This window comes from Pseudomonas sp. H26/SER47-MNA-CIBAN-0231, from assembly GCF_040310465.1.
Taxonomy (GTDB): domain Bacteria; phylum Pseudomonadota; class Gammaproteobacteria; order Pseudomonadales; family Pseudomonadaceae; genus Aquipseudomonas; species Aquipseudomonas atacamensis.
The window spans coordinates 302,475-328,063 of the sequence record NZ_JBEOPW010000006.1 but is presented as its reverse complement, the minus strand read 5'-3'; the positions used below and the strand labels follow the sequence as shown (position 1 = coordinate 328,063).

General features: G+C 62.3%; 26 protein-coding genes. 23 read left to right on the top strand and 3 right to left on the bottom strand.

The window, feature by feature from the left end; genetic code table 11:
• The first annotated feature begins 22 nt into the window (after nt 1-22).
• Nucleotides 23-3,376 (top strand): mechanosensitive channel MscK, encoded by a 3,354-nt coding sequence (gene mscK, locus AAEZ10_RS12745; RefSeq protein ID WP_024011301.1) that lies wholly within the window; start codon nt 23-25, stop codon nt 3,374-3,376.
• 48 nt (nt 3,377-3,424) lie between these two features.
• Nucleotides 3,425-4,888, top strand: coding sequence for a protein adenylyltransferase SelO (gene selO, locus AAEZ10_RS12740; RefSeq protein ID WP_350569442.1), 1,464 nt, complete (start codon nt 3,425-3,427; stop codon nt 4,886-4,888).
• A gap of 6 nt (nt 4,889-4,894) precedes the next feature.
• Here the strand turns inward: selO and AAEZ10_RS12735 are convergent, their stop codons facing one another.
• Both AAEZ10_RS12735 and AAEZ10_RS12730 read right to left on the bottom strand, forming a co-directional pair.
• Nucleotides 4,895-5,296, bottom strand: a complete 402-nt coding sequence (locus AAEZ10_RS12735; protein WP_024011299.1) for a helix-turn-helix domain-containing protein — start codon at nt 5,294-5,296, stop codon at nt 4,895-4,897.
• Nucleotides 5,293-5,589, bottom strand: a complete 297-nt coding sequence (locus AAEZ10_RS12730; protein WP_071174172.1) for a type II toxin-antitoxin system HigB family toxin — start codon at nt 5,587-5,589, stop codon at nt 5,293-5,295. Before AAEZ10_RS12730 ends, AAEZ10_RS12735 begins: the two co-directional genes overlap by 4 nt.
• Nucleotides 5,590-5,782: 193 nt before the next feature.
• Here AAEZ10_RS12730 and trxC point away from each other — a divergent pair, with 193 nt between their 5' ends.
• Nucleotides 5,783-6,217, top strand: coding sequence for a thioredoxin TrxC (trxC, locus tag AAEZ10_RS12725; RefSeq protein WP_024011297.1), 435 nt, complete (start codon nt 5,783-5,785; stop codon nt 6,215-6,217).
• A gap of 130 nt (nt 6,218-6,347) precedes the next feature.
• Here trxC and AAEZ10_RS12720 read toward each other — a convergent pair whose 3' ends face one another.
• On the bottom strand, nt 6,348-7,118 hold the full coding sequence (locus AAEZ10_RS12720; protein WP_024011296.1) for a ParA family protein: 771 nt from the start codon (nt 7,116-7,118) through the stop codon (nt 6,348-6,350).
• A gap of 356 nt (nt 7,119-7,474) precedes the next feature.
• Here AAEZ10_RS12720 and AAEZ10_RS12715 point away from each other — a divergent pair, with 356 nt between their 5' ends.
• From AAEZ10_RS12715 to AAEZ10_RS12620, 20 genes are read left to right on the top strand one after another with little or no spacing between them, the layout of a single operon-like run.
• The gene (locus AAEZ10_RS12715) at nt 7,475-8,200 is read left to right on the top strand and encodes a beta-ketoacyl synthase chain length factor (protein ID WP_350569439.1); all 726 of its coding nucleotides are present in this window, start codon (nt 7,475-7,477) and stop codon (nt 8,198-8,200) included.
• On the top strand, nt 8,176-8,988 hold the full coding sequence (locus AAEZ10_RS12710; RefSeq protein ID WP_282384880.1) for a lysophospholipid acyltransferase family protein: 813 nt from the start codon (nt 8,176-8,178) through the stop codon (nt 8,986-8,988). Before AAEZ10_RS12715 ends, AAEZ10_RS12710 begins: the two co-directional genes overlap by 25 nt.
• On the top strand, nt 8,966-9,241 hold the full coding sequence (locus tag AAEZ10_RS12705) for a phosphopantetheine-binding protein (protein WP_024011294.1): 276 nt from the start codon (nt 8,966-8,968) through the stop codon (nt 9,239-9,241). Before AAEZ10_RS12710 ends, AAEZ10_RS12705 begins: the two co-directional genes overlap by 23 nt.
• A 9-nt stretch (nt 9,242-9,250) precedes the next feature.
• On the top strand, nt 9,251-9,505 hold the full coding sequence (locus tag AAEZ10_RS12700) for an acyl carrier protein (RefSeq protein ID WP_016772026.1): 255 nt from the start codon (nt 9,251-9,253) through the stop codon (nt 9,503-9,505).
• The gene (locus AAEZ10_RS12695; RefSeq protein ID WP_350569436.1) at nt 9,502-10,047 is read left to right on the top strand and encodes a COG4648 family protein; all 546 of its coding nucleotides are present in this window, start codon (nt 9,502-9,504) and stop codon (nt 10,045-10,047) included. Before AAEZ10_RS12700 ends, AAEZ10_RS12695 begins: the two co-directional genes overlap by 4 nt.
• On the top strand, nt 10,044-11,723 hold the full coding sequence (locus AAEZ10_RS12690; RefSeq protein WP_350569434.1) for an ApeI family dehydratase: 1,680 nt from the start codon (nt 10,044-10,046) through the stop codon (nt 11,721-11,723). Before AAEZ10_RS12695 ends, AAEZ10_RS12690 begins: the two co-directional genes overlap by 4 nt.
• Nucleotides 11,716-12,450 carry a glycosyltransferase family 2 protein gene (locus AAEZ10_RS12685; protein ID WP_350569432.1) on the top strand — a complete coding sequence of 245 codons (735 nt, stop codon included), beginning with the start codon at nt 11,716-11,718 and terminating at the stop codon, nt 12,448-12,450. The genes AAEZ10_RS12690 and AAEZ10_RS12685 overlap by 8 nt, the downstream gene beginning before the upstream one ends.
• Nucleotides 12,447-13,394 (top strand): lysophospholipid acyltransferase family protein, encoded by a 948-nt coding sequence (locus tag AAEZ10_RS12680; RefSeq protein WP_016772029.1) that lies wholly within the window; start codon nt 12,447-12,449, stop codon nt 13,392-13,394. Before AAEZ10_RS12685 ends, AAEZ10_RS12680 begins: the two co-directional genes overlap by 4 nt.
• Nucleotides 13,375-14,919, top strand: coding sequence for an HAL/PAL/TAL family ammonia-lyase (locus AAEZ10_RS12675; protein ID WP_350569430.1), 1,545 nt, complete (start codon nt 13,375-13,377; stop codon nt 14,917-14,919). Before AAEZ10_RS12680 ends, AAEZ10_RS12675 begins: the two co-directional genes overlap by 20 nt.
• Complete coding sequence (locus AAEZ10_RS12670) at nt 14,912-15,337, top strand: acyl-CoA thioesterase (RefSeq protein ID WP_071174164.1); 426 nt, start codon at nt 14,912-14,914, stop codon at nt 15,335-15,337. Before AAEZ10_RS12675 ends, AAEZ10_RS12670 begins: the two co-directional genes overlap by 8 nt.
• Nucleotides 15,334-15,936 (top strand): outer membrane lipoprotein carrier protein LolA, encoded by a 603-nt coding sequence (locus AAEZ10_RS12665; protein ID WP_071174163.1) that lies wholly within the window; start codon nt 15,334-15,336, stop codon nt 15,934-15,936. Before AAEZ10_RS12670 ends, AAEZ10_RS12665 begins: the two co-directional genes overlap by 4 nt.
• The gene (locus tag AAEZ10_RS12660) at nt 15,920-18,250 is read left to right on the top strand and encodes an MMPL family transporter (RefSeq protein ID WP_350569427.1); all 2,331 of its coding nucleotides are present in this window, start codon (nt 15,920-15,922) and stop codon (nt 18,248-18,250) included. The genes AAEZ10_RS12665 and AAEZ10_RS12660 overlap by 17 nt, the downstream gene beginning before the upstream one ends.
• Nucleotides 18,247-19,410: a cation:proton antiporter gene (locus AAEZ10_RS12655; RefSeq protein ID WP_350569425.1), complete on the top strand. Its 1,164-nt coding sequence runs from the start codon at nt 18,247-18,249 to the stop codon at nt 19,408-19,410. Before AAEZ10_RS12660 ends, AAEZ10_RS12655 begins: the two co-directional genes overlap by 4 nt.
• Nucleotides 19,397-20,644 (top strand): NAD(P)/FAD-dependent oxidoreductase, encoded by a 1,248-nt coding sequence (locus AAEZ10_RS12650; RefSeq protein WP_350569423.1) that lies wholly within the window; start codon nt 19,397-19,399, stop codon nt 20,642-20,644. The genes AAEZ10_RS12655 and AAEZ10_RS12650 overlap by 14 nt, the downstream gene beginning before the upstream one ends.
• Nucleotides 20,641-21,366 carry a class I SAM-dependent methyltransferase gene (locus tag AAEZ10_RS12645; RefSeq protein WP_350569421.1) on the top strand — a complete coding sequence of 242 codons (726 nt, stop codon included), beginning with the start codon at nt 20,641-20,643 and terminating at the stop codon, nt 21,364-21,366. Before AAEZ10_RS12650 ends, AAEZ10_RS12645 begins: the two co-directional genes overlap by 4 nt.
• Nucleotides 21,366-21,959 (top strand): hypothetical protein, encoded by a 594-nt coding sequence (locus AAEZ10_RS12640; protein ID WP_502947686.1) that lies wholly within the window; start codon nt 21,366-21,368, stop codon nt 21,957-21,959. The genes AAEZ10_RS12645 and AAEZ10_RS12640 overlap by 1 nt, the downstream gene beginning before the upstream one ends.
• A complete protein-coding gene (locus tag AAEZ10_RS12635; RefSeq protein WP_350569419.1) occupies nt 21,956-23,152 on the top strand; it encodes a beta-ketoacyl-[acyl-carrier-protein] synthase family protein in 1,197 nt (398 codons plus the stop codon). Before AAEZ10_RS12640 ends, AAEZ10_RS12635 begins: the two co-directional genes overlap by 4 nt.
• On the top strand, nt 23,149-23,613 hold the full coding sequence (locus AAEZ10_RS12630; RefSeq protein WP_071174156.1) for a hotdog family protein: 465 nt from the start codon (nt 23,149-23,151) through the stop codon (nt 23,611-23,613). The genes AAEZ10_RS12635 and AAEZ10_RS12630 overlap by 4 nt, the downstream gene beginning before the upstream one ends.
• The gene (gene fabG / locus AAEZ10_RS12625) at nt 23,606-24,334 is read left to right on the top strand and encodes a 3-oxoacyl-ACP reductase FabG (protein ID WP_041477582.1); all 729 of its coding nucleotides are present in this window, start codon (nt 23,606-23,608) and stop codon (nt 24,332-24,334) included. The genes AAEZ10_RS12630 and fabG overlap by 8 nt, the downstream gene beginning before the upstream one ends.
• The gene (locus AAEZ10_RS12620) at nt 24,334-25,560 is read left to right on the top strand and encodes a beta-ketoacyl-ACP synthase (RefSeq protein WP_041477581.1); all 1,227 of its coding nucleotides are present in this window, start codon (nt 24,334-24,336) and stop codon (nt 25,558-25,560) included. The genes fabG and AAEZ10_RS12620 overlap by 1 nt, the downstream gene beginning before the upstream one ends.
• The last annotated feature ends 29 nt before the right edge of the window (nt 25,561-25,589 follow it).

Sequence of the window (25,589 nt, the reverse complement as noted above, 5' to 3'; positions counted from 1 at the left end):
CTCACTTGCTTGACCGGTCTCTATGCCTACCCTGCGCTCCTTTTTCGCCGCGGCCCTGCTGGGCCTCAGTCTTGTCGTCGGCCCGCTGCATGCTGCCGAACCACCGTCCAGCGATGCCGTGCAGGCCAGCCTCGACAAGCTGGCCGACAGCAAACTGCCGGACGCCGACAAGAAGACCCTGCAGACCGTGCTGCAGAACACCCTCAATCAGCTGAACAACCAGCGTGATTACGAGCAGAAACTGATCGATCTCAAGCGTCAGCTGGCCAACGCGCCGAAGCAGACGATTGAAAATACCCGCGAACTGAGCCGCCTCAAGGCCACCGCACCGGTGCCGGTCGCGCAGCGTTTTCCTAAGGAGTCGATTCAGCAACTGGAGCAGATCCTTACCGATCGCTCGACCCAGCAGAGCGATCTGCAAAAAGCCCTGGCCGAAGCCAACAGCCTGATCATCACCGCACAGACTCGCCCCGAGCGTGCGCAGGCGGAAATTTCCGCCAGCCAGACGCGCATCCAGCAGATCAACACCATCCTCAAATCCGGCAAGGACACCGGCAAAACGGTCACCGCCGAACAGCGCGACCAGTTGAACGCCGAACTGGCCGCACTCAATGCGCTGATTCCGCTGCGCCGCCAGGAACTGGCCGGCAACACCCAGTTGCAGGATCTCGGCAATGCCCAGCACGACTTGCTTTCGGAGAAATCCGATCGCCTCGACCGCGAGATCCAGGAACTGCAAACCCTGATCAACCAGAAACGTCTGGCGCAGTCGCAGGAAACCGTCACCCAGCAATCGATCGAAGCGCAGAAGGCCGGCGGCAGCAGCCTGCTGGCGAGCGAGAGCGCGACTAACCTCAAGCTTTCCGACTATTTGCTCAAGAGCACCGACCGTCTCAACGAAGTCACGCAGCAGAACCTGCAGACCAAACAGCAACTCGACACCCTGACCCAGAGCGATTCGGCGCTGGACGAGCAAATCAACGTGCTCAAGGGCAGCCTGCTGCTGTCGAAAATCCTCTACAAACAGAAGCAGGCGCTGCCGCACTTGAAGGTCGACCGCGACCTCGCCGACCAGATTGCCGATATTCGCCTGTATCAGTTCGATGTCAGCCAACAGCGGGAGCTGCTGAGCAATCCGGCGACCTACGTCGACAATTTGCTGGCCACGCAGCCGCCGGAGCAGGTCACCCCGCAGTTGCGCAAAAGCCTGCTCGATCTGGCCAACACCCGCGCTGATCTGCTCGAGCGGCTGAACCGCGAGTTGAGCGCGATGCTCAACGAATCGATCACCCTGCAGCTCAACCAGAAACAATTGCTGAGCACCGCGCAAAGCCTGCGCGCGACCCTCGACGAACAGATGTTCTGGATCCCCAGCAACAAACCGCTGGACGTGGAATGGATGCGCGGTGTGCCCGAGCGTCTCGAGCGACAGGTCAACACCCTGCCGTGGGCGTCGAGCCTGAGCGAACTGGCTGACGGCCTGACCCAGCGCCCGCTGCTGTTCCTGCCATTGGCGCTGCTGATCGGCGCCCTGTTGTGGCGACGCAAGGCGCTGTACGGACGACTCAACAAGGTTCACCAGGACATCGGCCACTTCAAGCGCGACAGCCAGTGGCACACGCCGCAGGCGATTCTGATCAACATCCTGTTGGCGATGCCGGTGGCGCTGGGTCTGGCGCTGTGCGGTCTGGCCTTGCAGATCGACGCGCGCGGGCAGAACGCCAACATGGGCGCGGCGCTGTTGCAGATGGGCCAGGCCTGGCTGGTGTTCTACACCGCGTACCGGATCCTCGCGCCGGGTGGCGTGGCGGAATTGCACTTCCGCTGGGAAAAACCGCAGGTCGAGTTCCTTCAGGGCTGGGTGCGTCGACTCGGCCTGGTAGTAATGGCGCTGGTCGCCGTGGTGGCCGTCGCCGAGTTGCAACCAGCGGCGCTGGCTGATGACGTGCTCGGCATGCCGGTGGTGCTGACCTGCTACGCCTTGATGGCGTGGCTGCTCAGTCGCCTGCTGATCAGCAGCCCGACGCACCAGAATGCCTCGCTGTTCCGCAAAGCCGTCGGAGTGATGTTCACCCTGCTGCCGATCGCCCTGTTTGTCGCGGTGTGCTTCGGCTACTACTACACCGCGCTGAAACTCAGCGATCGCTTGATCAACACCCTGTACCTGCTGATGTTCTGGCTGGTGATCGAGGCCACCTTTGTGCGGGGCCTGAGCGTTGCCGCGCGGCGTCTGGCTTACCAGCGCGCGCTGGCCAAGCGGCAGGCGGCGAAAGAGGCCGGCGACGGCGAAGCGGTGATCGAAGAGCCGACCCTGGACATCGAAAAGGTCAACGAGCAGTCCCTGCGCCTGATTCGTCTGGCCCTGCTCGGCGGCTTCATCGCGGCGCTGTACTGGGTCTGGTCGGACCTGATTTCGGTGTTCTCGTATCTGGACAACATCACCCTCTACGAATACACCAGCGGCACCGGCGCCAACATGAGCATGGTGCCGATCAGCATCGGCGACATGCTCGGCGCGCTGATCATCATCGGCATCACCTTCGCGCTGGCGCGCAACTTGCCCGGTCTGCTCGAAGTGTTCGTACTGTCCAAGCTCAACCTGGCCCAGGGCAGCGCTTATGCGACAACGACGCTGCTGTCCTACGTGATTGCCGGCGTTGGTTTTGTCACCACCCTGTCGACCCTCGGCGTCAGTTGGGACAAGTTGCAATGGCTGGTGGCGGCGCTGTCGGTGGGCCTCGGTTTCGGTATGCAGGAGATCTTCGCCAACTTCATCTCCGGCATCATGATCCTCTTCGAACGCCCGGTGCGAATCGGCGACACCATCACCATCGGCAACCTCTCGGGTACGGTGAGCAAGATCCGCATCCGCGCCACGACCATCACGGATTTTGACCGCAAGGACATCATTGTCCCGAACAAGACATTCATCACCGGGCAACTGATCAACTGGTCGCTGACCGACACCATCACCCGCGTCACGTTGAAACTGGGCGTCGATTACGGCTCGGATCTGGATCTGGTCAAGGAACTGCTGCTCAAAGCGGCCCGGGAGAACCCGCGTGTGCTCAAAGAACCGGAGCCACACGTGTACTTCCTCAACTTCGGCGAAAGCACCCTTGACCACGAACTGCGCATGCATGTGCGCGATCTCGGTGACCGCAACCCGGTGCTGGATGAGGTCAACCGCTTCATCAATCGCGAGTTCAAGAAGCAGCACATCAACATCTCGTTCCGGCAGATGGAGGTTTACCTGAAGAACCTTCACGGTCAGGAATACAAGATGGTGCCTGTGGAGCCGGAGAACAAAACCATCGTGCCGGTCGTCGACGGGCAGAAACCGTTGCCGGAACCGCCACCGAGCAAACTCGACTAACCGACATGGTCCCAGCAGAATGCTCGGACATTCTGCTGGAGCCGGCCCGTGAAAGCCCTCGACGAACTGACTTTCGACAACCGCTTTGCCCGCCTGGGCGACGCGTTCTCTGCGCACGTGCTGCCCGAGCCGATCGACAACCCGCGTCTGGTGGTCGCCAGCCCGGCCGCTCTGGCCTTGCTCGATCTCGATGCGGCCAGCGCCGAAACCGAAGAATTCGCGCAACTGTTTGGCGGCCACAAGCTGTGGGCCGACGCCGAGCCACGGGCGATGGTGTATTCCGGGCATCAGTTCGGCGGTTATACCCCGCAACTGGGTGACGGGCGCGGCCTGCTGCTGGGCGAGGTGTACAACAACGCTGGTGAGCACTGGGACCTGCACCTCAAGGGCGCCGGGCAGACGCCGTTTTCGCGCATGGGCGATGGCCGCGCGGTGCTGCGCTCGTCGATTCGCGAATTCCTCGCTTCCGAAGCGCTGTACGCGCTGAACATCCCGTCTTCGCGGGCCGCCTGCGTGATCGGCTCCGACACGCCGGTATGGCGGGAAAAGCAGGAACGCGCGGCGATGGTGCTGCGTCTGGCGCCAAGCCACATCCGCTTCGGCCACTTCGAATATTTCTACTACACCAAGCGCCCCGAGCAGCAGAAACAGCTTGGTGAACATGTGCTGGCGATGCATTTCCCCGAATGCCTCGAACAACCGGAACCGTATCTGGCGATGTTCTGCGAGATCGTCGAGCGCAACGCCGAGCTGATCGCCAAGTGGCAGGCTTATGGCTTCTGCCACGGCGTGATGAACACCGACAACATGTCGATCCTCGGCATCACCTTCGACTTCGGCCCGTTTGCCTTCCTCGACGATTTCGACGCAAATTTCATCTGCAATCACTCCGATGATCAGGGCCGCTACTCGTTCAGCAATCAGGTGCCGGTGGGGCAGTGGAACCTCAGCGCCCTCGCCCAGGCACTGACGCCATTCATCAGCGTCGAAGCCCTGCGCGAAACCCTCGGCTTGTACCTGCCGCTGTTCCAGGCGCACTACCTCGACCTGATGCGCCGTCGCTTCGGCTTCACCACCGCCGAGGAGGAGGACCAGCAACTGCTGGAAAACCTGCTGCAACTGATGCAGAACAGCGGCGTCGACTACACGCTGTTCTTCCGCCGCCTCGGTGAAGAGTCAGCCGAACAGGCCATCGCCCGCCTGCGCGACGATTTTGTCGATATCAAAGGTTTCGATGCCTGGGGCGAACGCTACGTCGCCCGGGTCGGCCGCGACGGCAATGCCGATCAGGCACAACGCCGCGCACGGATGCATGCGGTCAATCCGCTGTACATCCTGCGCAATTACCTTGCGCAAAAAGCCATCGATGCGGCTGAGCAAGGCGATTATTCCGAGGTGCGCCGGCTGCATGCGGTGCTGAGCAAACCGTTCGATGAGCAGCCGGGGATGGAAAATTACGCCGAGCGACCGCCAGAGTGGGGCAAGCATTTGGAGATCAGTTGTTCGTCGTGAGTCGACTCAGATAAACACTTCGATCGGTACATTGAAACGTTCAGCGAGCCAGCGGATCTGGCGCAGGTTGAGCTTTCGTTTCCCGCTCAAAATTTCTGACACGACGGATTGAGTACCCACGCCAGGAAGGTCGCTCTGAGTGAGGCCGTGTTCGCGCATCATATAGCCGAGCACTTCTTCACCGCTCGCTTCAGCCATCGGATGATGGGTGCGATCCCATTCCTCGATCCAGTCACCGATGATGTCCAAAAGGCTCATCAATGGATGCGACTCATCTTCCCCGGTTAGTTCGAGTATTTCATCGACCGCCCGCACCAAGGCGTCATAATCCTCTTCGCTCTTCGGCTTTCGAACCAGCGGAGCGACATATTCCCAGTGCTCGGCCACTGTCTTGATCAAAATGCTCATACCTTCCCTTCCTTCCATTTGCCCCGATCATATTCGCGATGATCCAGAACATATTTTATGTACAACCTCTGTGATCGATAACTGACGAAAGCTATCAGTCGCAGCTTGTTGCCGCCCAGGTCAAAGACATGAAACTGGCCCACCTTGTCGATCGCAGGAAATATCGATTTCATCGCCGAGAAGTCCTTGGGACAGCTTCTTTTTGCCAGTCGAAACCACTGCGCCAGTGCGCTCGCGGATTGTGGCCATTTTTCCTTGGCCTCTCTGATGGGTTTTTCGCTAAACACATGCATGCAACATCCTTATCGCATTCTGCTATGGGAAGTTAATCGAAGGGCGCGATTATCGCAATGTGCGATAGAAGCAGACAGACCGACGGTGCGTCCGGTAAATCTCAGCCTAGGTCTAACCTCGAATGGTGCACGATTGAAAATATGAGCAAACGTCTCCACCTACCTGTCATCAGCTCTCTTTTGGATTCCGCTCATGACCACCCCACTCCTCATCCCCTGCCCCACCTGCAACGGCCTCAATCGCATCCCCGCCGAGCGCCTGGCTGACCAGCCCAAATGCGGGCGCTGCAAGTCTGCGGTGTTGTTGAGCAAACCCTTCGAACTCAAGCAGGGCGATTACGCCAGTCAGATCAAGGGCGATCTGCCGTTACTGGTGGATGTCTGGGCGGACTGGTGCGGGCCGTGCAAGTCGTTCGCGCCGGTGTTCGAACAGGCTGCGGCACAGTTGGCGGGCAAGTGTCGGCTGGCCAAGCTCGACAGCGAGGCGAACCAGCAGTTGTCGGCGCAGTTGGGGATTCGCTCGATTCCGAGTCTGATTCTGTTTAAAAACGGCAGGGAAGTGGCGCGCCAGAGCGGTGCGTTGCCATTGCCGCAGTTGATGGCGTGGCTGCGTAGCCAAGGCATCTGACCCAACACAGAGCCCCCTGTGGGAGCGAGCCTGCTCGCGAAGGCGGTCGATCATTCAGCGCCGATGTTGAATGTGTCGGCCTCTTCGCGAGCAGGCTCGCTCCCACAGGATTTGCGTGTGAGTCGGGGAATCAGTGGTCTTCCAGCAGATTGTGCAGTTCCACAAACTGCTGGGTCAGCTTGTGCCGTGGATCGAGGTGGATCAGCGGCATGCTGGCCTGGTGTGACTCGCGCATGCGCACCGAACTGCTCAGGTACACCGGCAATACCGGCAAGCCTTCGGCGATCAACTCATCGAGCATCTGCTGCGGCAGGCTGGCCCGCGCCTGAAACTGGTTGACCACAATGCCTTCGACTTCCAACCCTTCGTTGTGGTCATCCTTCAACTCTTCGATCTCGGCGATCAGGCCGTACAGGGCCTGACGTGAAAAGCTGTCGCAGTCAAAGGGGATCAATACCCGATCCGCAGCAATCAGCGCCGATACCGCGTAGAAATTCAGTGCTGGCGGGGTGTCGAGATAGATTCGGTCGTAGTCCTCGGACAATTCGTCGAGCAACTTGCGCAGCTTGTTGATCTTGTGTTTTGCCTCGAGCTTGGGCTGCAGGTCAGCCAGCTCGGCGGTGGCGGTAATGATGTGCAGGTTGTCGAACGGGGTTTCGTAGATGTCCGCCTGATTCTTTTTCGAAAATGGCCCGGACGACAGCGTCTGTTTGAAGAAATCGGCGATGCCCATCGGAATGTCATCGCCGGTGAGCCCGGTCAGATACTGAGTGGAATTGGCCTGCGCATCGAGGTCGACCAACAACGTGCGATAACCCTCGCTGGCGCTGACCGCCGCCAGATTGCAGGCGATGCTGGATTTGCCCACGCCACCTTTCTGATTGAACACCACGCGCCGCATGACCAAACCTCCGTGTATCAAAGAATGACCGAGTGTAGTTGGCGGTGACCGCGCTTCGCTACCTTCACCGACATGGACTACGTCGTCAGGTGTAAAAATCGACGCCCAGGCATGGAAAAAACCGCCAGCCATTCCAGAGACACCTGACAGACACGCCGCGTCAAATCTGGATAATGGCCAAGTGATAGCCATGCAGCGAACCGCTCGGTACATTTTGTTGGGCAAAATGTAACCAACATTTGCTACACACCCGTCGCACCGGGATAATGCGCGCCACCCGGCGCCCTGCGCCAAGCCAAGCCTGCTGCGGCGCTGGCGACTCAACGCGTCAACGAAAGCCCGCAGGGGCGGGATGAATGTCCGTGATCAACTTCAACATCGCCCAATGGCGCGCGTGGGCCCCGGGGCTCGACAGCGTGGACGCCTGGCAGGCCTGGAGCCGACAACCGGTCGTGCTGCAGAGCAGTGATGCCGCGCCCGATGTGTCGTTTCTGCCGGCCATGCAACGCCGTCGCCTCAGCCGCCTGGCGCGGATGGCTTTCAGCGTTGGCTGGCCGCTGGCCGAAGGCCGGGATCATCTGCCGCTGGTGTTCATCTCGCGGCACGGCGAAACCCCACGCACGTTTGAAATCCTCCGCGATCTGGCCACCGAACAGCCCCTGTCGCCGACCCAATTCAGCCTTTCAGTGCATAACGCGATCATCGGTTTGTGGTCGATCATGCGCGGTGAAACCAGCGAAATGACCGCCCTCGCCGCCGCTGGCGATGGTCTGGAACATGGCATGCTCGAAGCGGCGGCATTGCTTGATGAAGGCGCCCCGGCCGTGCTGCTGGTGATCACCGAAGAGCAACCGCCCGAGGCCTACTCGCAGTGGGTCGATGACGTGCCGTTCCCTTACGCGCTGGGTTTATTGCTCACGCCCGGTACCGACTGGCGGCTGACCCTGAACAGCAGCACCGAAACCCGGTCCAAGGCGCACTGGCCCCACGCGCTCAACCTGCTGCGAACCCTGCTCGGCCAGCAAACTGACTGCCAACATGCGTGGAAAAATCGTGTATGGACCTGGCATCGCAACCCGTGACCGCCAAACACCGCGACGCCTACTACTGGCGCCTGCTGGCCACTGCTGCGAGCTTCGCCTTGTTCGGGCTAGGCGGGCTGTGTCTGCGCCTGCTGGTATTTCCGCTGCTCGCCTGCCTGCCCGGTGACGCGTTGGTCCATCGCCTGCGCGCGCGGCGTACGGTCAGTCGCTTGTTCTGGTTTTTCGTGCGTTTCATGGCCCGCACCGGCGTGCTCACCTACGCCATCGAGGGTGCCGAGCGCCTCGGCCGACCTGGGCAGATGATCATCGCCAACCACCCGTCGCTGATCGATGTGGTGTTTCTCATCGGTCTGGTGCGCCACGCCAATTGCGTAGTGAAGAAAACCCTCTGGGAAAACCCGTTCACCCGTGGCCCGCTGCGCCGTACCGAGTACATCAGCAACGACGGCAGCATGGATATGCTCGACGCCGCCGCGCAGTCGTTGCAGGACGGCCAGACCCTGATCATCTTCCCCGAAGGCACGCGCACCCAGCCGGGGCAGGCGCCGGCCTTTCATCGGGGGGCGGCGGCAATTGCCCTGCGCGGTGCGAAAATCGTTACCCCGGTGATCATCAAGGTCAGCCCGACCACCCTGACCAAAGCCGAGCCGTGGTATCGCATCCCCCATCGCCGCGTGCACTTCAGTTTTCGCGTGGGGGCCGATATAGACCCACAGACCTTCGCCGCGCAAGGCCCCGCACCGCAGGCCTCGCGCAAGCTCAACGATTATTTGCATGACTATTTCATTAAGGAGCTCGCCGCAGATGAGCGATCAGAACACCGCTAGCCTGATGCGTGACATCAAACTGCTGATCATCGACGCCTTGGGCCTCGAAGACATCAGCCCCGAGGACATCGGCGACGAGCAGACATTGTTCGGCGAAGGCCTCGGCCTGGACTCCGTGGACGCGCTGGAACTGGGCCTGGCGATCCAGAAAAAATACGGCATCAAGATCGACGCCGATGCCAAAGACACCCGCAACCATTTCACCAACGTGGCCAGCCTTGCGGCATTCGTCACGGCAAAACAGGCAGCTTGAGACCGGACCATGCAAACTCGTGACGATATCTTCAACACCCTGCGCGATGCCCTGGTCGAGCTGTTCGAGCTGGATCCGGCCCGCGTAAGCATGGACGCCAATCTGTATCAGGATCTGGAAATCGACAGCATCGATGCGGTTGACCTGATCGATCACATCAAACGCCAGACCGGCAAGAAAATCGCCGCCGAAGAATTCAAATCGGTGCGCACCGTCGGTGACGTGGTCGAGGCGGTGTTCCGTCTGGTTCAACCGGCCGCATGAGCCGACTGATCGGCCTGGGCCTGCTGCTGGCCGGTCTGCTGTACCCCTTTGCGGTGTATTTCGGCATGGAGCATTTCGCCCCGTGGCAATTTGCACTGCTGCTGGGCAGCCTGTGGCTGGCGCGCGCCCTGACCGGCGAACGCAAGCCCGGCAGCCTGTGGATGGCTTGCGTTGCGATCGGGTTCTGCCTGCTGCTGGCGGTGTTCGACAGCCCGCAGCTGCTGCGCTGGTACCCGGTGCTGATCAGCGCATTCATGCTGGTGCTGTTCGGCGCCAGCCTGAAATACGGCCCGCCAATGGTCGAGCGTCTGGCGCGCTTGCGCGAGCCGGAACTGCCGCAGGTTGCCATTCGCTATACGCGCAAGGTGACGCTGGCCTGGAGCGTGTTTTTCTTCTGCAACGGTTTGTGCGCCGCCCTCCTCACCCTGTGGGCGCCGCTGGATTGGTGGATGTTGTACACCGGCCTGATCTCCTATGGATTGATCGGCCTGATGTTTGCCATTGAATGGCTGATACGACAACGGGTAAGAGGCCGTACATGAATTGGATAAAACTTGAGCAGCTTTTGCTCAAGGCACTGCCGGCACGGGCGATCTGCCAGGCGCCGGCCCTCAATCACACGCAACTGCGAGCGCAGGCCTTGAGCGTCGCCGCGGGTCTGCAAAGCCGAGGCGTGAAAAGGCTGGCCGTGCATCTGGAAGATGCCGCCGACCTTGCCATCGCCCTGCTCGGCGCGTGGCGTGCCGGCGTCAGCGTGTTGCTGCCGGCGGATCTGCAAGCGCAGACGCGTCAGCGCTGGTCGCAGGAAGTCGATCTATGGCTGACCGATCAACCCGGCGACGCCCAGTTGCACGACTTCACTCAGCCCGGCCTGCCCGGTGCAGAACTGGATCTCGATCAATGCCGCCTGAGCCTGTGCACTTCCGGCTCCAGCGGCGAACCCAAGCGCATCGACAAGACCCTGCGCCAATTGGCCAACGAGGTCGAAGCGCTGCAACAGTTGTGGGGCGCAGACCTCGGCGAAGCCTGCATCATCGGCAGTGTCGCCACGCAACACATCTATGGCCTGCTGTTCCGCGTGTTGTGGCCATTGTGCGCCGGGCGCCCGTTCGTGCGCCGGCAACTGGCGTTCTCCGAAGACTTGCAGCGCGCCAGCCGCGAATACCCGGCCTTCGCCTGGGTCGCCAGCCCGGCGCTGCTCAAGCGCATGGGCGACAACCTCGACTGGCCGGCCCTGAGCGCGGTGCGCCGGGTGTTTTCCTCCGGGGGCGCGTTGCCGTCGGAAGCGGCGCAAAGTCTGCAACAGCGCTTGCAGCAATGGCCGACGGAAATCCTCGGCAGCTCGGAAACTGGCGGCATCGCCTGGCGTCAGGGCGATTCGTTGTGGAGGCCGTTTGCTGGCGTCGAACTGAGCCAGGACAGCGACGGCGCCCTGCTTATTTCTTCGCCTTATCTGCCTGCCGGCCATGTCGAACACAGCGCTGACGCCGCGCGCATCGCCGCCGATGGTCGTTTTGAACTGCTGGGGCGACTGGACCGCATCGTCAAACTGGAAGAAAAACGCATCTCGCTGCCGATGCTCGAGCAGGCCTTGGCAGCCCATGACTGGGTCGCCGAGGCGCGCCTCGGTGTGGTTCAGGAAAACCGCGCCTCGCTCGGTGCGCTGCTGGTGCTCAGCGAATCGGGCCTGTTCGCCCTGCGCGAGCATGGCCGCCGTGGTCTGACCGAAACCCTGCGCAAACATCTGAGCCAACATTGCGAAGCCCTCGCCCTGCCCCGACGCTGGCGCCTGCTGCGGCAAATGCCGTTGAACAGCCAGGGCAAACTGGCGCAAGCCGACGTCGAAGCGTTGCTGCTGGCCGCGCGACCCAAAGCCCCCGAAGTGCTGGAGCAAAGCGCAAGCGACGGCGAATGGAGCCTGCAACTCAGCGTGCCGCCGGATCTGGCCTACTTCAGCGGGCATTTTCCCAAGGCACCGGTGTTGCCCGGTGTGGTGCAGGTGGAATGGGCGCTGAATTTGGGTCGGCAGTTGCTGAAGCTGGACGGCGCGTTTGCCGGAATGGAAGTGCTGAAATTCCAGCAACTGGTGCGCCCGGGTGATGAAATCCAGCTGCATCTGCGTTTCGATGCCGAGCGCGGCAAGTTGTATTTCGCTTATCGCAATGACACGGCGACCTGTTCCAGCGGACGCATTCTCCTGGGGCCTGCCCATGCATAACCCCTGCGCCGTAATCCCGGTGTACAACCATGAAACCGCGATCACCACCGTGGTCGATGCCCTGCTCGCACAAAGTCTGCCGTGCATTCTGGTGGACGATGCCAGCGAGCCGTCCTGCGCGCGGGTGCTCGACACTCTGGCCGAGCGCGACGGGGTTTTTCTGGTGCGCCTGACGGCCAATCAGGGCAAGGGCGGCGCGGTGATGACCGGTCTGCGCGAAGCCTCGCGTCTGGGCTACAGCCATTCCTTGCAGGTCGATGCCGATGGCCAGCACGATTTGCACGACGTCGCGCGCTTCGTCGGCGAATCCCGCGCCCATCCCGAGGCGATGATCTGCGGCTATCCGCTGTTCGACGAGAGCGTGCCGAAAGGGCGTTTGTACGCGCGCTACCTGACCCACGTGATGGTGTGGATCAACACCCTGTCGTTGCAGATTCGCGATTCGATGTGCGGCTTCCGTGTTTATCCGCTGGCGCCGACTCTGGCGGTGATCGATTCGGCCAAGGTCGGCAAGCGCATGGATTTCGACTCGGACATCCTTGTGCGGCTGGCCTGGCGCAATCAGCCGATGCGCTGGCTGCAGACCAGCGTGCATTACCCGTTGGACGGTGTATCGCACTTTCGCCTTTTCCATGACAACGCGCTGATTTCCAGCATGCACACGCGGCTGTTCTTCGGCATGTTGCTGCGTTGGCCGCTGATTCTCTGGCGGCGGTGGAAACCATGAGTGAAGAAGTCGACAAGAAGCACTGGGCCGACCGCGAAGAGCGCGGCAGTTTCCTGCTGATGAAATTCACTGCATTCGCCGCCAAAGTCCTCGGCCGGCGCCTGCTCAGTCCGTTGCTGTACGGCATCGTCCTGTATTTCTTTTTGTTCGGCCGGATCGCCCGGCGCAGTGCCTGGCAGTACCAGCAGCGGCTGGCCGCGTGGAGCCAGCGCGACGACCTGCGTCCGAGCCACTGGCGGGTGTTCGGCCAGTTCATGACCTTCGCCGATTCGCTGCTCGACAAGCTCGATGTGTGGAACGGCAAGCTGAGCATCGAGCAGATCGAAATCATCGACCCGGCGCTGCTGCGCAAGCAGTTGCGCGGCAGTCGCGGGCAACTGCTGGTCGGCGCGCATCTGGGCAATCTCGAAGTCTGCCGGGCGCTGGCGGAGATCGGCGAAAAGGTCACCATGAACGTGCTGGTGCACACCAAGCACGCCGAGCAATTCAACCGCTTGCTTGGCGAGGCCGGGGCGACCAATCTGCGCCTGATTCAGGTCAGCGAACTCGACCCGGTGATCATGCTGCAACTGCATGAACGGCTGGAACGCGGCGAGTGGCTGGCGATTGCCGGTGACCGCGTGCCACTGCACGGCGGGCGCAGCGTGACGGTGGATTTTCTCGGCCACCCGGCGCCATTTCCGCAAGGCCCGTGGTTGCTGGCCGGCCTGCTCAAGTGCCCGGTCAATCTGCTGATGTGCCTCAAGCAACCCGACGGCCACTATCGCCTGACCCTCGAACCGTTCGCCGACGCGGTGGTGTGGACACGCCGCGAGCGCGAGCAGGTCATTCATCAGTGGGCCACCCGCTACGCGCAGCGCCTGAGTCACTATTGCCTTGAAGCCCCGCAGCAATGGTTCAACTTTTACCCTTTCTGGAAGACCGATGACGACGCCAACCCATGAGCCGGTAACCTTCGGCGAACGCCCTTTGCGCATCGAAGACGTGCTGGCCCTGGCCAACCGTCAGGCGCCCGTGCAATTGCAGGCTGACGCCGACTATCGCGAGCGCATCGCCAAGGGCGCGCGGTTTCTCGATTCGCTGCTGGACAAGGAAGGCGTGATCTACGGCGTCACCACCGGCTACGGCGATTCCTGCGTGGTCGCGGTGCCGCTGCATCACGTCGAGTCGCTGCCGCGTCATCTCTACACCTTCCACGGCTGCGGCCTGGGCAAACTGCTCGACGCGCAGGCAACCCGCGCGGTGCTGGCGGCGCGTTTGCAGTCGTTGTGTCACGGCGTTTCCGGGGTGCGCGTCGAACTGCTCGAGCGTCTGCATGCGTTTCTCGAATACGACATCCTGCCGCTGATTCCCGAAGAGGGTTCGGTGGGTGCCAGCGGCGATCTGACGCCTCTTTCCTATGTCGCCGCAACCCTGTCCGGCGAGCGTGAAGTGCTGTTCCGTGGCGAACGTCGTCAGGCTGCCGACGTGCATCGCGAGCTCGGCTGGACGCCGCTGGTGCTGCGCCCGAAAGAGGCGTTGGCGCTGATGAACGGCACGGCGGTGATGACCGGCCTCGCCTGCCTCGCCTTCGCTCGCGCCGATTATCTGCTGCAACTGGCCACGCGCATCACCGCGCTCAACGTCGTCGCGCTGCAAGGCAATCCGGAGCACTTCGACGAACGCCTGTTCGCCGCCAAGCCGCACCCGGGGCAGATGCAGGTCGCCGCATGGCTGCGCAAGGATCTGGCAATCGACGCGCCGACTGCACCGCTGCATCGTCTGCAGGATCGTTATTCGCTGCGTTGCGCGCCGCATGTGCTCGGCGTGTTGGCCGACAGCCTGAACTGGCTGCGCGGCTTCATCGAAACCGAGCTGAACAGCGCCAACGACAACCCGATCATCGACGCCGAAGCCGAGCGTGTTCTGCATGGCGGGCACTTCTACGGCGGGCACATTGCGTTCGCCATGGACAGCCTGAAAAACCTCGTGGCCAACGTCGCCGACCTGCTCGATCGGCAACTGGCGTTGCTGGTCGACGAGCGCTACAACCACGGCTTGCCGAGCAACCTCTCCGGCGCACCAGCCGATCGGGCCATGATCAATCACGGCTTCAAAGCCGTGCAGATCGGCACCAGCGCCTGGACCGCCGAAGCGTTGAAGAACACCATGCCGGCCAGCGTGTTCTCGCGCTCCACCGAATGCCACAACCAGGACAAGGTGAGCATGGGCACCATCGCCGCCCGTGATGCGATTCGCGTGCTGGAGCTGACCGAACAGGTCGCCGCCGCCACCCTGCTCGCCGCCAATCAGGGCGTGTGGCTGCGCGCTCAAGCCTCCGATGCGCGTCCGCTGCCGCCGGCACTGGCGGCGATGCACGAAGAGCTCGGCAAAGACTTCCCGCCGGTCATCGAAGACCGCGCGCTGGAAGGCGAACTGCGCCTGTGCCTGCAACGCATCGCCGCGCAACACTGGAGGCTGCATGCGTAGTGCCGGAGTGCTTCATGCCGATACCGAGATTCTGGTGCCGTTTTTCGACGTCGACACCATGCATGTGGTCTGGCACGGCCATTACGTCAAATACCTCGAAGTCGCGCGCTGTGCGCTGCTGGACAAGATCGGCCATAACTACACGCACATGGTCGAGTCGGGTTACGCCTGGCCGATCATCGACCTGCAACTGCGCTACGTGCGCAGCGCGGTGTTCGGCCAGCGGCTGAACGTGCGCGCCAGCCTGGTCGAGTGGGAAAACCGTCTGAAGATCAACTATCTGATCAGCGACCTGCAGACCGGCGAACGCCTGACCCGCGCAAGCTCCGTGCAGGTCGCTGTCGAAGTCAGCAGCCGAGAGATGCAACTGGCTTCACCCAAAGTCTTCACCGATGCCGTAGAAAGGATGCTGCGATGAATGTGTTTTTCAGAAGCCTCGGCGCGTTGACGCTGCTGGTCTTGTCGTCATGGGCCAATGCCTTCGACCTGCAACAACTCAGTGAACAACTGGCGAAACCGGATGTTATCCACGGCCAGTTCATCCAGGAAAAACACCTGCGCGCCCTGCCGCAGCCGCTGATCAGCAAGGGCAGCTTCGTCCTCGCGAAAAATCATGGCTTGCTGTGGCTGTTGAAAACTCCGCTGCAACAGGATTACCGCATCACCGCCAATGGCATCGCCCGCCGTGACAGCAACGGCTGGCAACTGCTGCCGAACAAGAGCGCCGGCGCCGAGCAGAACCGTTTGTTCCTCGCCGTGCTGCAAGGTGACAGCAGCGGTTTGCAGCGCGATTTCGAACTGGCCCTGAGCGGCACGGCGCAGCAGTGGCAACTGACCCTGACGCCGCGTTCGATGCTGCTCAAGCAAGTGTTCAAGCAGATCAATATCGATGGCGGCGCCCTTGTGCAAACCATCGAGCTGCTGGAAACCCAGGGCGACAGCACCCTGCTGCGCATGCAGGACAGCACGGCCGAGCAACCCCTGAGCGAAGCGGAGCAACATGACTTTGCCGAGTGAACGCAAGCTGCCCTGGCTGTTTCTGAGCCTGCTGCTGGCCGTCGTCGCGCTGGCTGCCTGGCAGTGGCGCGACGGTGCGCCGCTGTCGGCCAATCTCATGGAGCTGGCACCCGGGACCAGTCCCGATGCGCTGGAGTCGCGCGCCGAACAGCGCATGCAAGAACCGCTCAATCGCGAAATGCTGGTGCTGGTCGGTCACGCCGATCGCCAGCAAGCACTGAACATGGCTCAGCAACTGGGCGAACAATGGCAGGCCAGCGGTCTGTTCGAAACCGTGCAATGGAACCTGCAAGCCGACTTGCCGGCGCTGCGCAAGCAATTGCTGCAAGGGCGTTTGGCGATGCTCTCGGCGGATGATCGGCAGCTACTCAGCGAGCACCCCGACGCGTTCATCCAGCAGCGGGTGCAGGCGCTGTTCGATCCGTTCAACGGCTTCACCCTGGTGCCGAGCCAGGACGACTGGCTCGGCCTGACCGGGCGCATCCAGAACAGCCAGCCGAAACATGGCGCAGTGCAACTGGACATTGGCAGCGGCGCACTGGTCGCCGATGCCGACGGCAAGAGCTGGGTGATGCTGCGTGCGCGCACCACCGGCAACGCCTTCGATATGAACCTGCCGTTGCAAGTGGCAGAGCTGCTCAAGCACAGCCGCGAACAGGCGGCGAAAGGCGACGTGCAGTTGCTCGCCGCCAGTGGCCTGCTCTACGCCGCCAACGGCCAGCAACAAGCCACCCGCGAAATGACCTGGGTCGGCGGTGGCGCGACGGTCGGCATTCTGCTGTTGCTGCTGTTGGCGTTTCGCCGCTGGGGCGTGCTGCTGGCGTTTGTGCCGGTGCTGGTCGGCATGCTGTTCGGCGCGGTGGCCTGCGTTGCGCTGTTCGGCCACATGCATGTGATGACGCTGGTGCTCGGCTCGAGTCTGATCGGCGTTGCCGTCGATTACCCGCTGCACTATCTGTCCAAGAGCTGGAGTCTCAAGCCCTGGCGCAGCTGGCCGGCCCTGCGCCTGACCTTGCCGGGGCTGACCCTGAGCCTGATCACCAGCGTTATCGGCTACCTGGCGCTGGCGTGGACGCCGTTCCCGGCATTGACGCAGATCGCCGTGTTCTCCGCTGCCGGCTTGCTCGGTGCCTATCTGTCGGCGGTCTGCCTGCTGCCGGCGCTGCTGAAAAATGTCCAACTGCGCCCGGCGCAATGGCCGCTGCGCCTGGCCGAACGCCTGATTCATCTGCGTGAGGCGCTGCTCGGTTGCATTCGCACGCCCGCGCTGCTGGCCGTGCTGATCGCCTTCTGCGTCGGCGGCCTGATGCAGTTGCAGAGCAAAAACGATATCCGCCAATGGGTCGGCGCGCCGCAGCATCTGACCGACGAAGCGCAGACCATCGCGCGCATCACCGGGTATCAACCGACCAGCCAGTTCTTCCTCGTCCGTGCGGCCAATCAGGAGCAATTGCTCGAGCGCCAGGCAGCGCTGAGCGAGCGCCTGCAGCAACTGGTCAACCTCGACAAACTGCAAGGTTATCTGGCCCTCGATCAACTGGTCAGCGCGCCGAGCCAGCAACAGCAAGTGCGTGAATCACTGAACAAGCTGCCGTCGTTCTGGCAACCGCTGCTCGATCTCGGCGTGCCGGTGGCTGCGTTGCAAAATGAATTGCAGCAGTTGCAGACCCTGCCCGCCGAAGACATCGACGCCGCGCTGGCCGGCCCGCTCGGCGAGCCGTATCGCACGCTATGGCTTGGCCCGACTGAAGACGGCGTTGCGGCAATCACCAGCCTGCAGGGCTTGAACAATCCGTCGTTGTTGCGCGTGCAGGCACTCGATTTGCCGGGGGTGGTGCTGGTCGATCGCCTCGGTGATCTGAACAAGGTGTTCGCCGCCACGCAGATCAGCGCCGCCGAACTGAAACTGGCCTCCTGCGTGTTGATCGTGCTGGTGCTGATGCTGCCGTTCGGCCTGACCGGCGCCCTGCGTATCGTCGCCCTGCCGCTGCTGGCGGCGCTGTGCAGTCTGGCCAGCCTTGGCTGGCTCGGTCAGCCGCTGACCCTGTTCAGCCTGTTCGGCCTGTTGCTGGTGACGGCGATCAGCGTCGATTACGCAATCCTCATGCGTGAACAGGTCGGCGGCGCGGCGGTGAGCCTGCTCGGCACCTTGCTCGCAGCGGTGACGACGTGGCTGTCGTTCGGCCTGCTGGCGGTGTCCAGCACCCCGGCGGTGAGCAATTTCGGCCTGTCGGTGAGCCTCGGCCTGGCGTTCAGCTTCATGCTCGCGCCGTGGGCCGGGCGCCATGATCCGGTTGCGGAGCCAGCCGCATGATGGTCTTCGGCTTCTGGTTGCTGGCCTTGGCGCTGTTCGCCCTGGCGACCCGGGTCGGCCGCCATTTCGGCCTGATACCGATCGTCAGCCAGTTACTGCTGGCGAGCTTTGGTTTGCCGATGCTGATGTATTTCTGGATCGAGCCGGGCTGGCAGCTCAGCGGCGCACAACTGATCGCTCCGGACTGGCTGAAAAACCTCTACAGCCTGAGCTTCGCCTTGCTGCTCGGGCATATCCTCAGCGATGTCATCGATCTGCGTCTGGATCGCCAGAGCCTGAAAATAGCTGTGCCGAGTTTTGCCGTGCCGTTCGCTTGCGGGCTGGCGGTTGCGTACTGGTTGCTGCCGTCGCAGCCGTGGCTCAACGCATTGGCCATCGGACTGGTCTTCGCGATTACCGCGATCCCGGTGTTGTACCTGTATCTGCGTCACATCGATTACCCGCCCGCTGCCACGCGGCGTCTGGTGCAAACAGCGATCCTTATCGATCTGACCTGCTGGACGCTGTTCGGCCTCGCCCAGGGCAGCCTGCACCTGAGCAGCCTGTTGCTGCCCGTGGCCATGGCCGGCGTGCCGCTGCTTTTGCACCTGCTGCGCGTGCGTCGCCCGCTGACTTACAGCCTCGGCTTCTTCGCGTTGCTGGTCATGGCCGAGCATTACAAACTCAACGCGCTGATTTTCGGCATCGGCTATCTGCTGTGCATGGCGCTGCTGCAAGTGCCGTTGGTGCTGCCGTTGCCGGCACGCTGGATGAGCCGTTTGCAGACGTGGATCGCGATCCCGCTGATCCTCACGTTCGGCATCGTTCAGATCGACGTGCACAGCGCCCTCGCCAGCCTCGACGCCGGGCAATGGGCGGCGCTGCTGCTGTTGCCGATTGCCAGTAAACTGCTGGGCAACTGGCTCGGCCTCGGTTGGGCTGGAGCCTCGTTCGCGGGTGCCAGCCGCTGGCGCGAAAGCGTACTGCTGAACATTCGCGGCCTGAGCGAAATCGTCTTTCTCAATCTGTTGCTGCAACAACAGCTCATCACCCCGGCGCTGTATTTCGCGCTGATGCTGATGGGTCTGATCGCGACGCTACTGCCGGCCCTTATCGGCCTGCATCGCGCGCCCCTGAATCTGAACAGTCCCTTGCCCCGGAGCTCACGTGCCAATCGTTGAAATGGAATCCCGTCAGGTCGTGATCATCGGTGCCGGCCCGTCCGGTGCTATCGCCGCAGCCCTGCTCAAACGCAAGGGCCACGATGTGCTGGTGCTCGAGCGCCAGCACTTCCCACGCTTTTCTATCGGCGAAAGCCTGCTCAGCCACTGCCTGGATTTCGTCGAAGAAGCCGGCATGCTCGACGCCGTCAACGCCGCCGGGTTCCAGCGCAAGACCGGCGCGGCGTTTGCCTGGGGCGAGCGCTACAGCGCCTTCGATTTTGGCGACACTTTCACCGCCGGCAAGCCGACCACGTTCCAGGTGCAGCGCGCCGACTTCGACAAGTTGCTGGCCGATCAAGCAGCATTGCAAGGTGCGGAAATCCGTTATGGCGATGCGATTGTCAGCGTCGATTTCGATCAGGCGAAACCACTCCTTGATGTGCGCCGCGAAGATGGCAGCGAGTACCGCGTCGAAGCCGATTTCGTCCTGGACGCCAGCGGCTACGGCCGCGTGCTGTCGCGCTTGCTCGACCTCGAAGCACCTTCGAATTTCCCGGTGCGTCAGGCCGTGTTCACCCATGTCGAAGATCACATCGACAATCCGGCGTTCGACCGTGAAAAGATCCTCGTCACCACCCATCCCGAGCATCGCGATGTATGGTTCTGGACCATCCCGTTCAGCAACGGCCGCTGCTCGGTGGGCGTGGTCGCGGCTGAGGAACATTTTCAGGGCCGCGACAGCGATCTCGATGCTTGCCTGCGCAGCTTCATCGCCGAGACGCCAAGCCTCGCCGGGGTTCTGAACAACGCGGTCTGGGACACCCCGGCGCGCACCCTCGGCGGCTACGCGGCCAATGTGAAAACCCTGCATGGCCCGGGCTTCGCGCTGCTGGGCAACGCCGCAGAATTTCTCGACCCGGTGTTCTCCTCCGGCGTGACCATCGCCATGCGTTCGGCGAGCATGGCCGCTGGCGTACTGCACCGTCAGTTGCAGGGTGAAACGGTGGACTGGCAAAGCGAATTCGCCGAGCCGTTGAAACGCGGCGTCGACACGTTCCGCTGCTACGTCGAAGGCTGGTACGCCGGCACCTTCCAGGACGTGATTTTCTACGAGGACAGTCAGGCGGACATTCGCCGGATGATCTGCTCGATCCTCGCCGGTTACGCCTGGGACGAGCGCAACCCGTTTGTCAGCGAAGCGCGGCGCCGGCTGAAGATGATTTCCCAACTCTGCGCGCAGGACGCCTCATGAATTACCTGAGCAACAGCTACGTCGAGGAAACCCGCTTCGGTCTCTGGTTTCTGCGCAGCCACACCTGGCAGCACCACGTGCTGCGCGTGGCGATCAATGATCTGCGTGGATTATTCAGTGAGCCGCTGCCGGAACACCCGGTGCTGCTCGACGCCGGTTGCGGTCAGGGCAAGTCGTTTGGCCACCTGCGCCAGACCTTCTCCCCGCAACGCCTGATCGGCGTCGACGCCGACCCCCACAGTTTGCAACTCAGCGCCGAAGAGGCCACGCGCCTGGGCATGCCAGTCGACTTGATCGGCAGCGATTGCGCCACGCTGAACGTCGCCGATGCCAGCGTCGACCTGCTGTTCTGCCACCAGACCTTCCATCATCTGGTCGAGCAGGAAAAGGCCTTGGCCGAGTTCTATCGCGTGCTCAAGCCGGGCGGCTATCTGCTGTTCGCCGAGTCCACCGAGGCTTACATTGATACCTGGGTGATTCGCTGGCTGTTCCGCCATCCGATGCACGTACAGAAGAGCGCCGCCGGCTATCTGCAGATGATCCGCGAGCAGGGTTTCGAGTTTGCCGAGCGCAATGTTTCCTACCCGTATCTGTGGTGGAGCCGGTCGAAGGATTTTGGTTTGCTGGAGCGGCTGGGGTTGAGCAAACCCAAGCCATTCGGTGAGCGCGAAGAGACGCTGGTAAACGTCGTCGCGCGCAAACCAAAAGTGGAAGTTTCCTGATGCCACACATCACTTGTGGGAGCGAGCTTGCTCGCGAAAGCGGTGCTTCAGCCATCAAAAAATTTGAATGTGAGACGGCATTCGCGAGCAAGCTCGCTCCCACAGGGATTTCAGTGTGGCTGATGATGGTGTTCTGCGCCCTATTGCTCAACGCCTGCGCCAGCCAGCCACCGCTACCAGCGGCCAACCCGACACTGCCTCTGCCGCTGCAACTGCACATCGAGCGCGAGCAGGCCGGGCAACGTCAGGACTGGCTGCTGGTGATCCAGCGTGAAGGCGCCGGCACGCGCTGGTCGATGATGGATCCGCTGGGGATTCCCCAGGCCCGCCAGCAACTGATCGACGGGCACTGGCAGGCCGAAGGTCTGCTGCCGCCGAACCCGGAAGCGCGGGAGTTGTTCGCCGCATTGCTGTTCGCTTTGACGCCTTCCGCCGAACTGCTGCGCAATTATCCCGACGCCCGCCAACAGGCCGATCAGCGTTCACTGCCGGCGCGCTGGAACATCCGCTATTCACAACCGTTGAGCTTCCAATTGAATCTGCCCCAAGGCCCGCACTATCGCGTTTCCCAGTTAGGTGAATCGACGCCATGACCGCTTACCTGAATGCCCTAGGCGTGATCTGCGCTTTGGGCCGCGACAAGTCTGAAGTCGCGCGCAATCTGTTTGCCGGCGACTGTTCGGGCATGCGCCGCGAGTCCGGCTGGGTCGCCGAGCGTGAGCTGCCTGTCGCCGGCGTGCACGGTGAATTGGCGCCGATCCCGGCCGAACTGATCGAGCACAGCAGTCGCAACAATCAGCTGCTGCTGGAAGCCGCGCTGCAGATTCGAGACGACATCGATCGTGCGATCCAGACCTTCGGCCGCGAGCGCATAGGCGTGGTGCTAGGAACCAGCACCTCGGGTATCGACGAGGCCAGCCGGGGTCTGGCGCATTACATCCGCGAACAGCAATTTCCTCCCGAGTACGACTATCGCCAGCAGGAACTCGGCGCCCCGGCGAATTTCCTCGCTGAGTGGCTGCGCCTGAGCGGCCCGGCCTACGTGATTTCTACCGCTTGCACTTCCAGCGCCCGCGCGCTGATGAGCGCTCAGCGTCTGCTCGATCTGGGTCTGTGCGATGCGGTGCTGTGCGGCGGCGTCGACAGTCTGTGCAAGCTCACGCTGAACGGTTTCTCTTCGCTGGAAGCCGTTTCAGACGAACGTTGCAATCCGTTTTCCGCCAACCGCAACGGCATCAATATCGGCGAGGCAGCGGTGCTGTTCGTGATGAGCAAACAGCGCGGCGAAGGCCCGGGCATCGCCCTGCTGGGGACGGGCGCCAGCTCGGATGCGCACCATATTTCCGCGCCGGAGCCGAGCGGTCGCGGCGCTCTGCAAGCGATGCAGAAAGCCCTTGGCCGCGCGCATCTGCAAGCCGGGCAAATCAACTACCTGAACCTGCACGGCACCGCGACCCAGCACAACGACGCGATGGAAAGTCTGGCGGTCGCGGCGCTGTTTCCCGAAGGCGTCGCCTGCTCGTCGACCAAACCGCTGACCGGTCACACCCTCGGCGCGGCCGGCGCGCTGGAAGCGGCGTTCTGCTGGCTGAGCCTGAGTGCCGAAAACCCTGAACAGGCGTTGCCGCCACACATCTGGGACGGCCAGGCCGATCCCGCGCTGCCGCCACTCAAGTGGGTGACCGCGAGCGAACGCCTGACGTCCATTGCACCGCGCTACCTGATGAGCAACTCGTTTGCCTTCGGCGGCAACAACGTCAGCCTGATTATCGGAGACGCCCCATGAGCCACTGGCCGCTCGCCGAACTGCTGCCGCATGCCGGCGACATGATCCTGATCGACGCCATTGAGCGCTTCGATGACGAGCAGATTTTCACTCGCCTCACGGTCAAGCCCGACGGCCTGTTCAACCTGCCCGACGGCAGCCTGCCGGCGTGGGTCGGCGTCGAGCTGATGGCGCAGAGCGTCGCCGCTTTCGCCGGTTGCCACGCCCGGCAAAAAGGCAATCCGGTGGAGCTGGGCTTTCTCCTCGGCACGCGCAAATTCGAGTGCAACGTCGAAGCTTTTGCGCCCGGCAGCGAGCTGACCATCCATGGCCTGCGCTCACTGGAAGACGACAACGGCATGGGCGTATTCGAATGTCACATCCACGGCGACGGCATTCATGCCAGCGCCCGCCTGAACGTGTTCCGTCCGCCGCAAGCCAACCAATATCTGCAACAGACAAAGGAGTCGCACGATGACTGAATCCGTACTGGTCACCGGCTCCAGCCGGGGCATCGGCCGCGCCATTGCCTTGCGTCTGGCGCAAGCCGGGCACGACATCGTCCTGCATTGCCGCAGCGGCATGACCGAAGCCCAAGCGGTGCAGGCCGAAATCGAAGCATTGGGTCGCCGCGCACGCATTCTGCAATTCGACGTCGCCGACCGTGAAACCTGTAAAAGCATTCTCGAAGCCGATGTCGAAAATCACGGTGCCTATTACGGCGTGGTGCTCAACGCCGGGCTGACCCGCGACGGCGCGTTTCCGGCGCTGAGCGATGACGATTGGGACGTGGTCCTGCGCACCAACCTCGACGGTTTCTACAACGTCCTGCACCCGGTGATGATGCCGATGATCCGTCGTCGCGCCGCAGGGCGCATCGTCTGCATCACCTCGGTATCGGGCCTGATCGGCAACCGTGGCCAAGTCAATTACAGCGCCTCGAAGGCCGGGGTGATTGGCGCCGCGAAGGCATTGGCGATCGAGCTGGGCAAGCGCAAAATTACGGTTAACTGCGTCGCCCCTGGCCTGATCGACACGGCCATGCTCGACGAAAACGTGCCGGTGGAGGAACTGATGAAAATGATCCCCGCGCAGCGCATGGGCACCCCGGAAGAAGTGGCCTCTGCGGTGAATTTCCTGATGTCGGCGGAAGCCTCGTACATCACTCGCCAGGTGCTGGCGGTCAACGGAGGCCTGTGCTGATGAAGCGCGTCGTCGTCACCGGCATGGCCGGCATCACCTCGCTGGGCAGCGACTGGCCGACCATTGCCGGCAATTTCGCGGCCAATCGCAGCGGCATTCGCCGCATGGACGAGTGGGATCGCTTCACTGAGCTGAACACGCGTCTGGCCGGGCCTATCGATGATTTTCTCGTGCCGTCGCACTGGACCCGCAAGCAGTTGCGCAGCATGGGCCGGGTTTCGCGACTGGCGGTCGGCGCAGCAGAAAAGGCTCTGGCCGATGCTGGCCTGCTCGGTGACGAATCGATCAAGGACGGGCGCATGGGCGTCGCTTGTGGTTCATCTACCGGTAGCACTGACGAAATCAAAGCGTTCGGCAACATGCTGCTCAACTCGGTGGCCGAGGGCCTGAACGCCAACTCCTATGTACGGATGATGCCGCACACCACCGCCGCCAATATCAGCATTTTCTTCGGCCTCACCGGGCGCCTGATTCCGACGTCCAGCGCCTGCACCAGCGGCAGCCAGGGCATCGGCTACGCCTACGAAGCAATCAAGTTCGGCCGCCTGCCGTTGATGCTCGCCGGCGGTGCCGAAGAACTCTGCCCGACTGAAGCCATGGTGTTTGACGCGCTCTACGCCACCAGCTTGAAAAACGATGCACCACAGACCAGCCCACGCCCGTACGACAAGGGCCGCGACGGTCTGGTGATTGGTGAAGGTGGCGGCATGCTCGTGCTTGAGGAGCTGGAACACGCCCTCGCCCGTGGCGCGCACATTCACGCGGAAATCGTCGGTTTCGGCAGCAACGCCGACGGCCAGCACACCACCCGCCCGGAACAGGTCACCATGCGCCGCGCCATGGAGCTGGCCCTGGAAGATGCCGGCCTCAGCCCGGACGCCATCGGTTATGTGAACGGCCACGGCACCGCGACTGAACAGGGCGACATCGCCGAAACGCTGGCCACCAGCAGCTTGTTCGGTGAGCACATGCCGATCAGCTCGCAGAAGAGTTTTCTCGGCCACACCCTCGGTGCCTGCGGTGCGCTGGAGTCATGGTTCAGCATCGAGATGCTCAACAGCGACCGCTATGTGCACACCTTCAACCTCGACGAGGTCGACCCGCACTGCGGCAAGCTCGATTACCTGCGCGGCGAGTTTCGTCAGATGCACCACGACTACGTGATGAACAACAACTTCGCTTTCGGTGGCGTCAACACTTCGTTGATCTTCCGCCGCTGGGCATAACCGAATCAATCCAGGTCAAGGAGACCTAC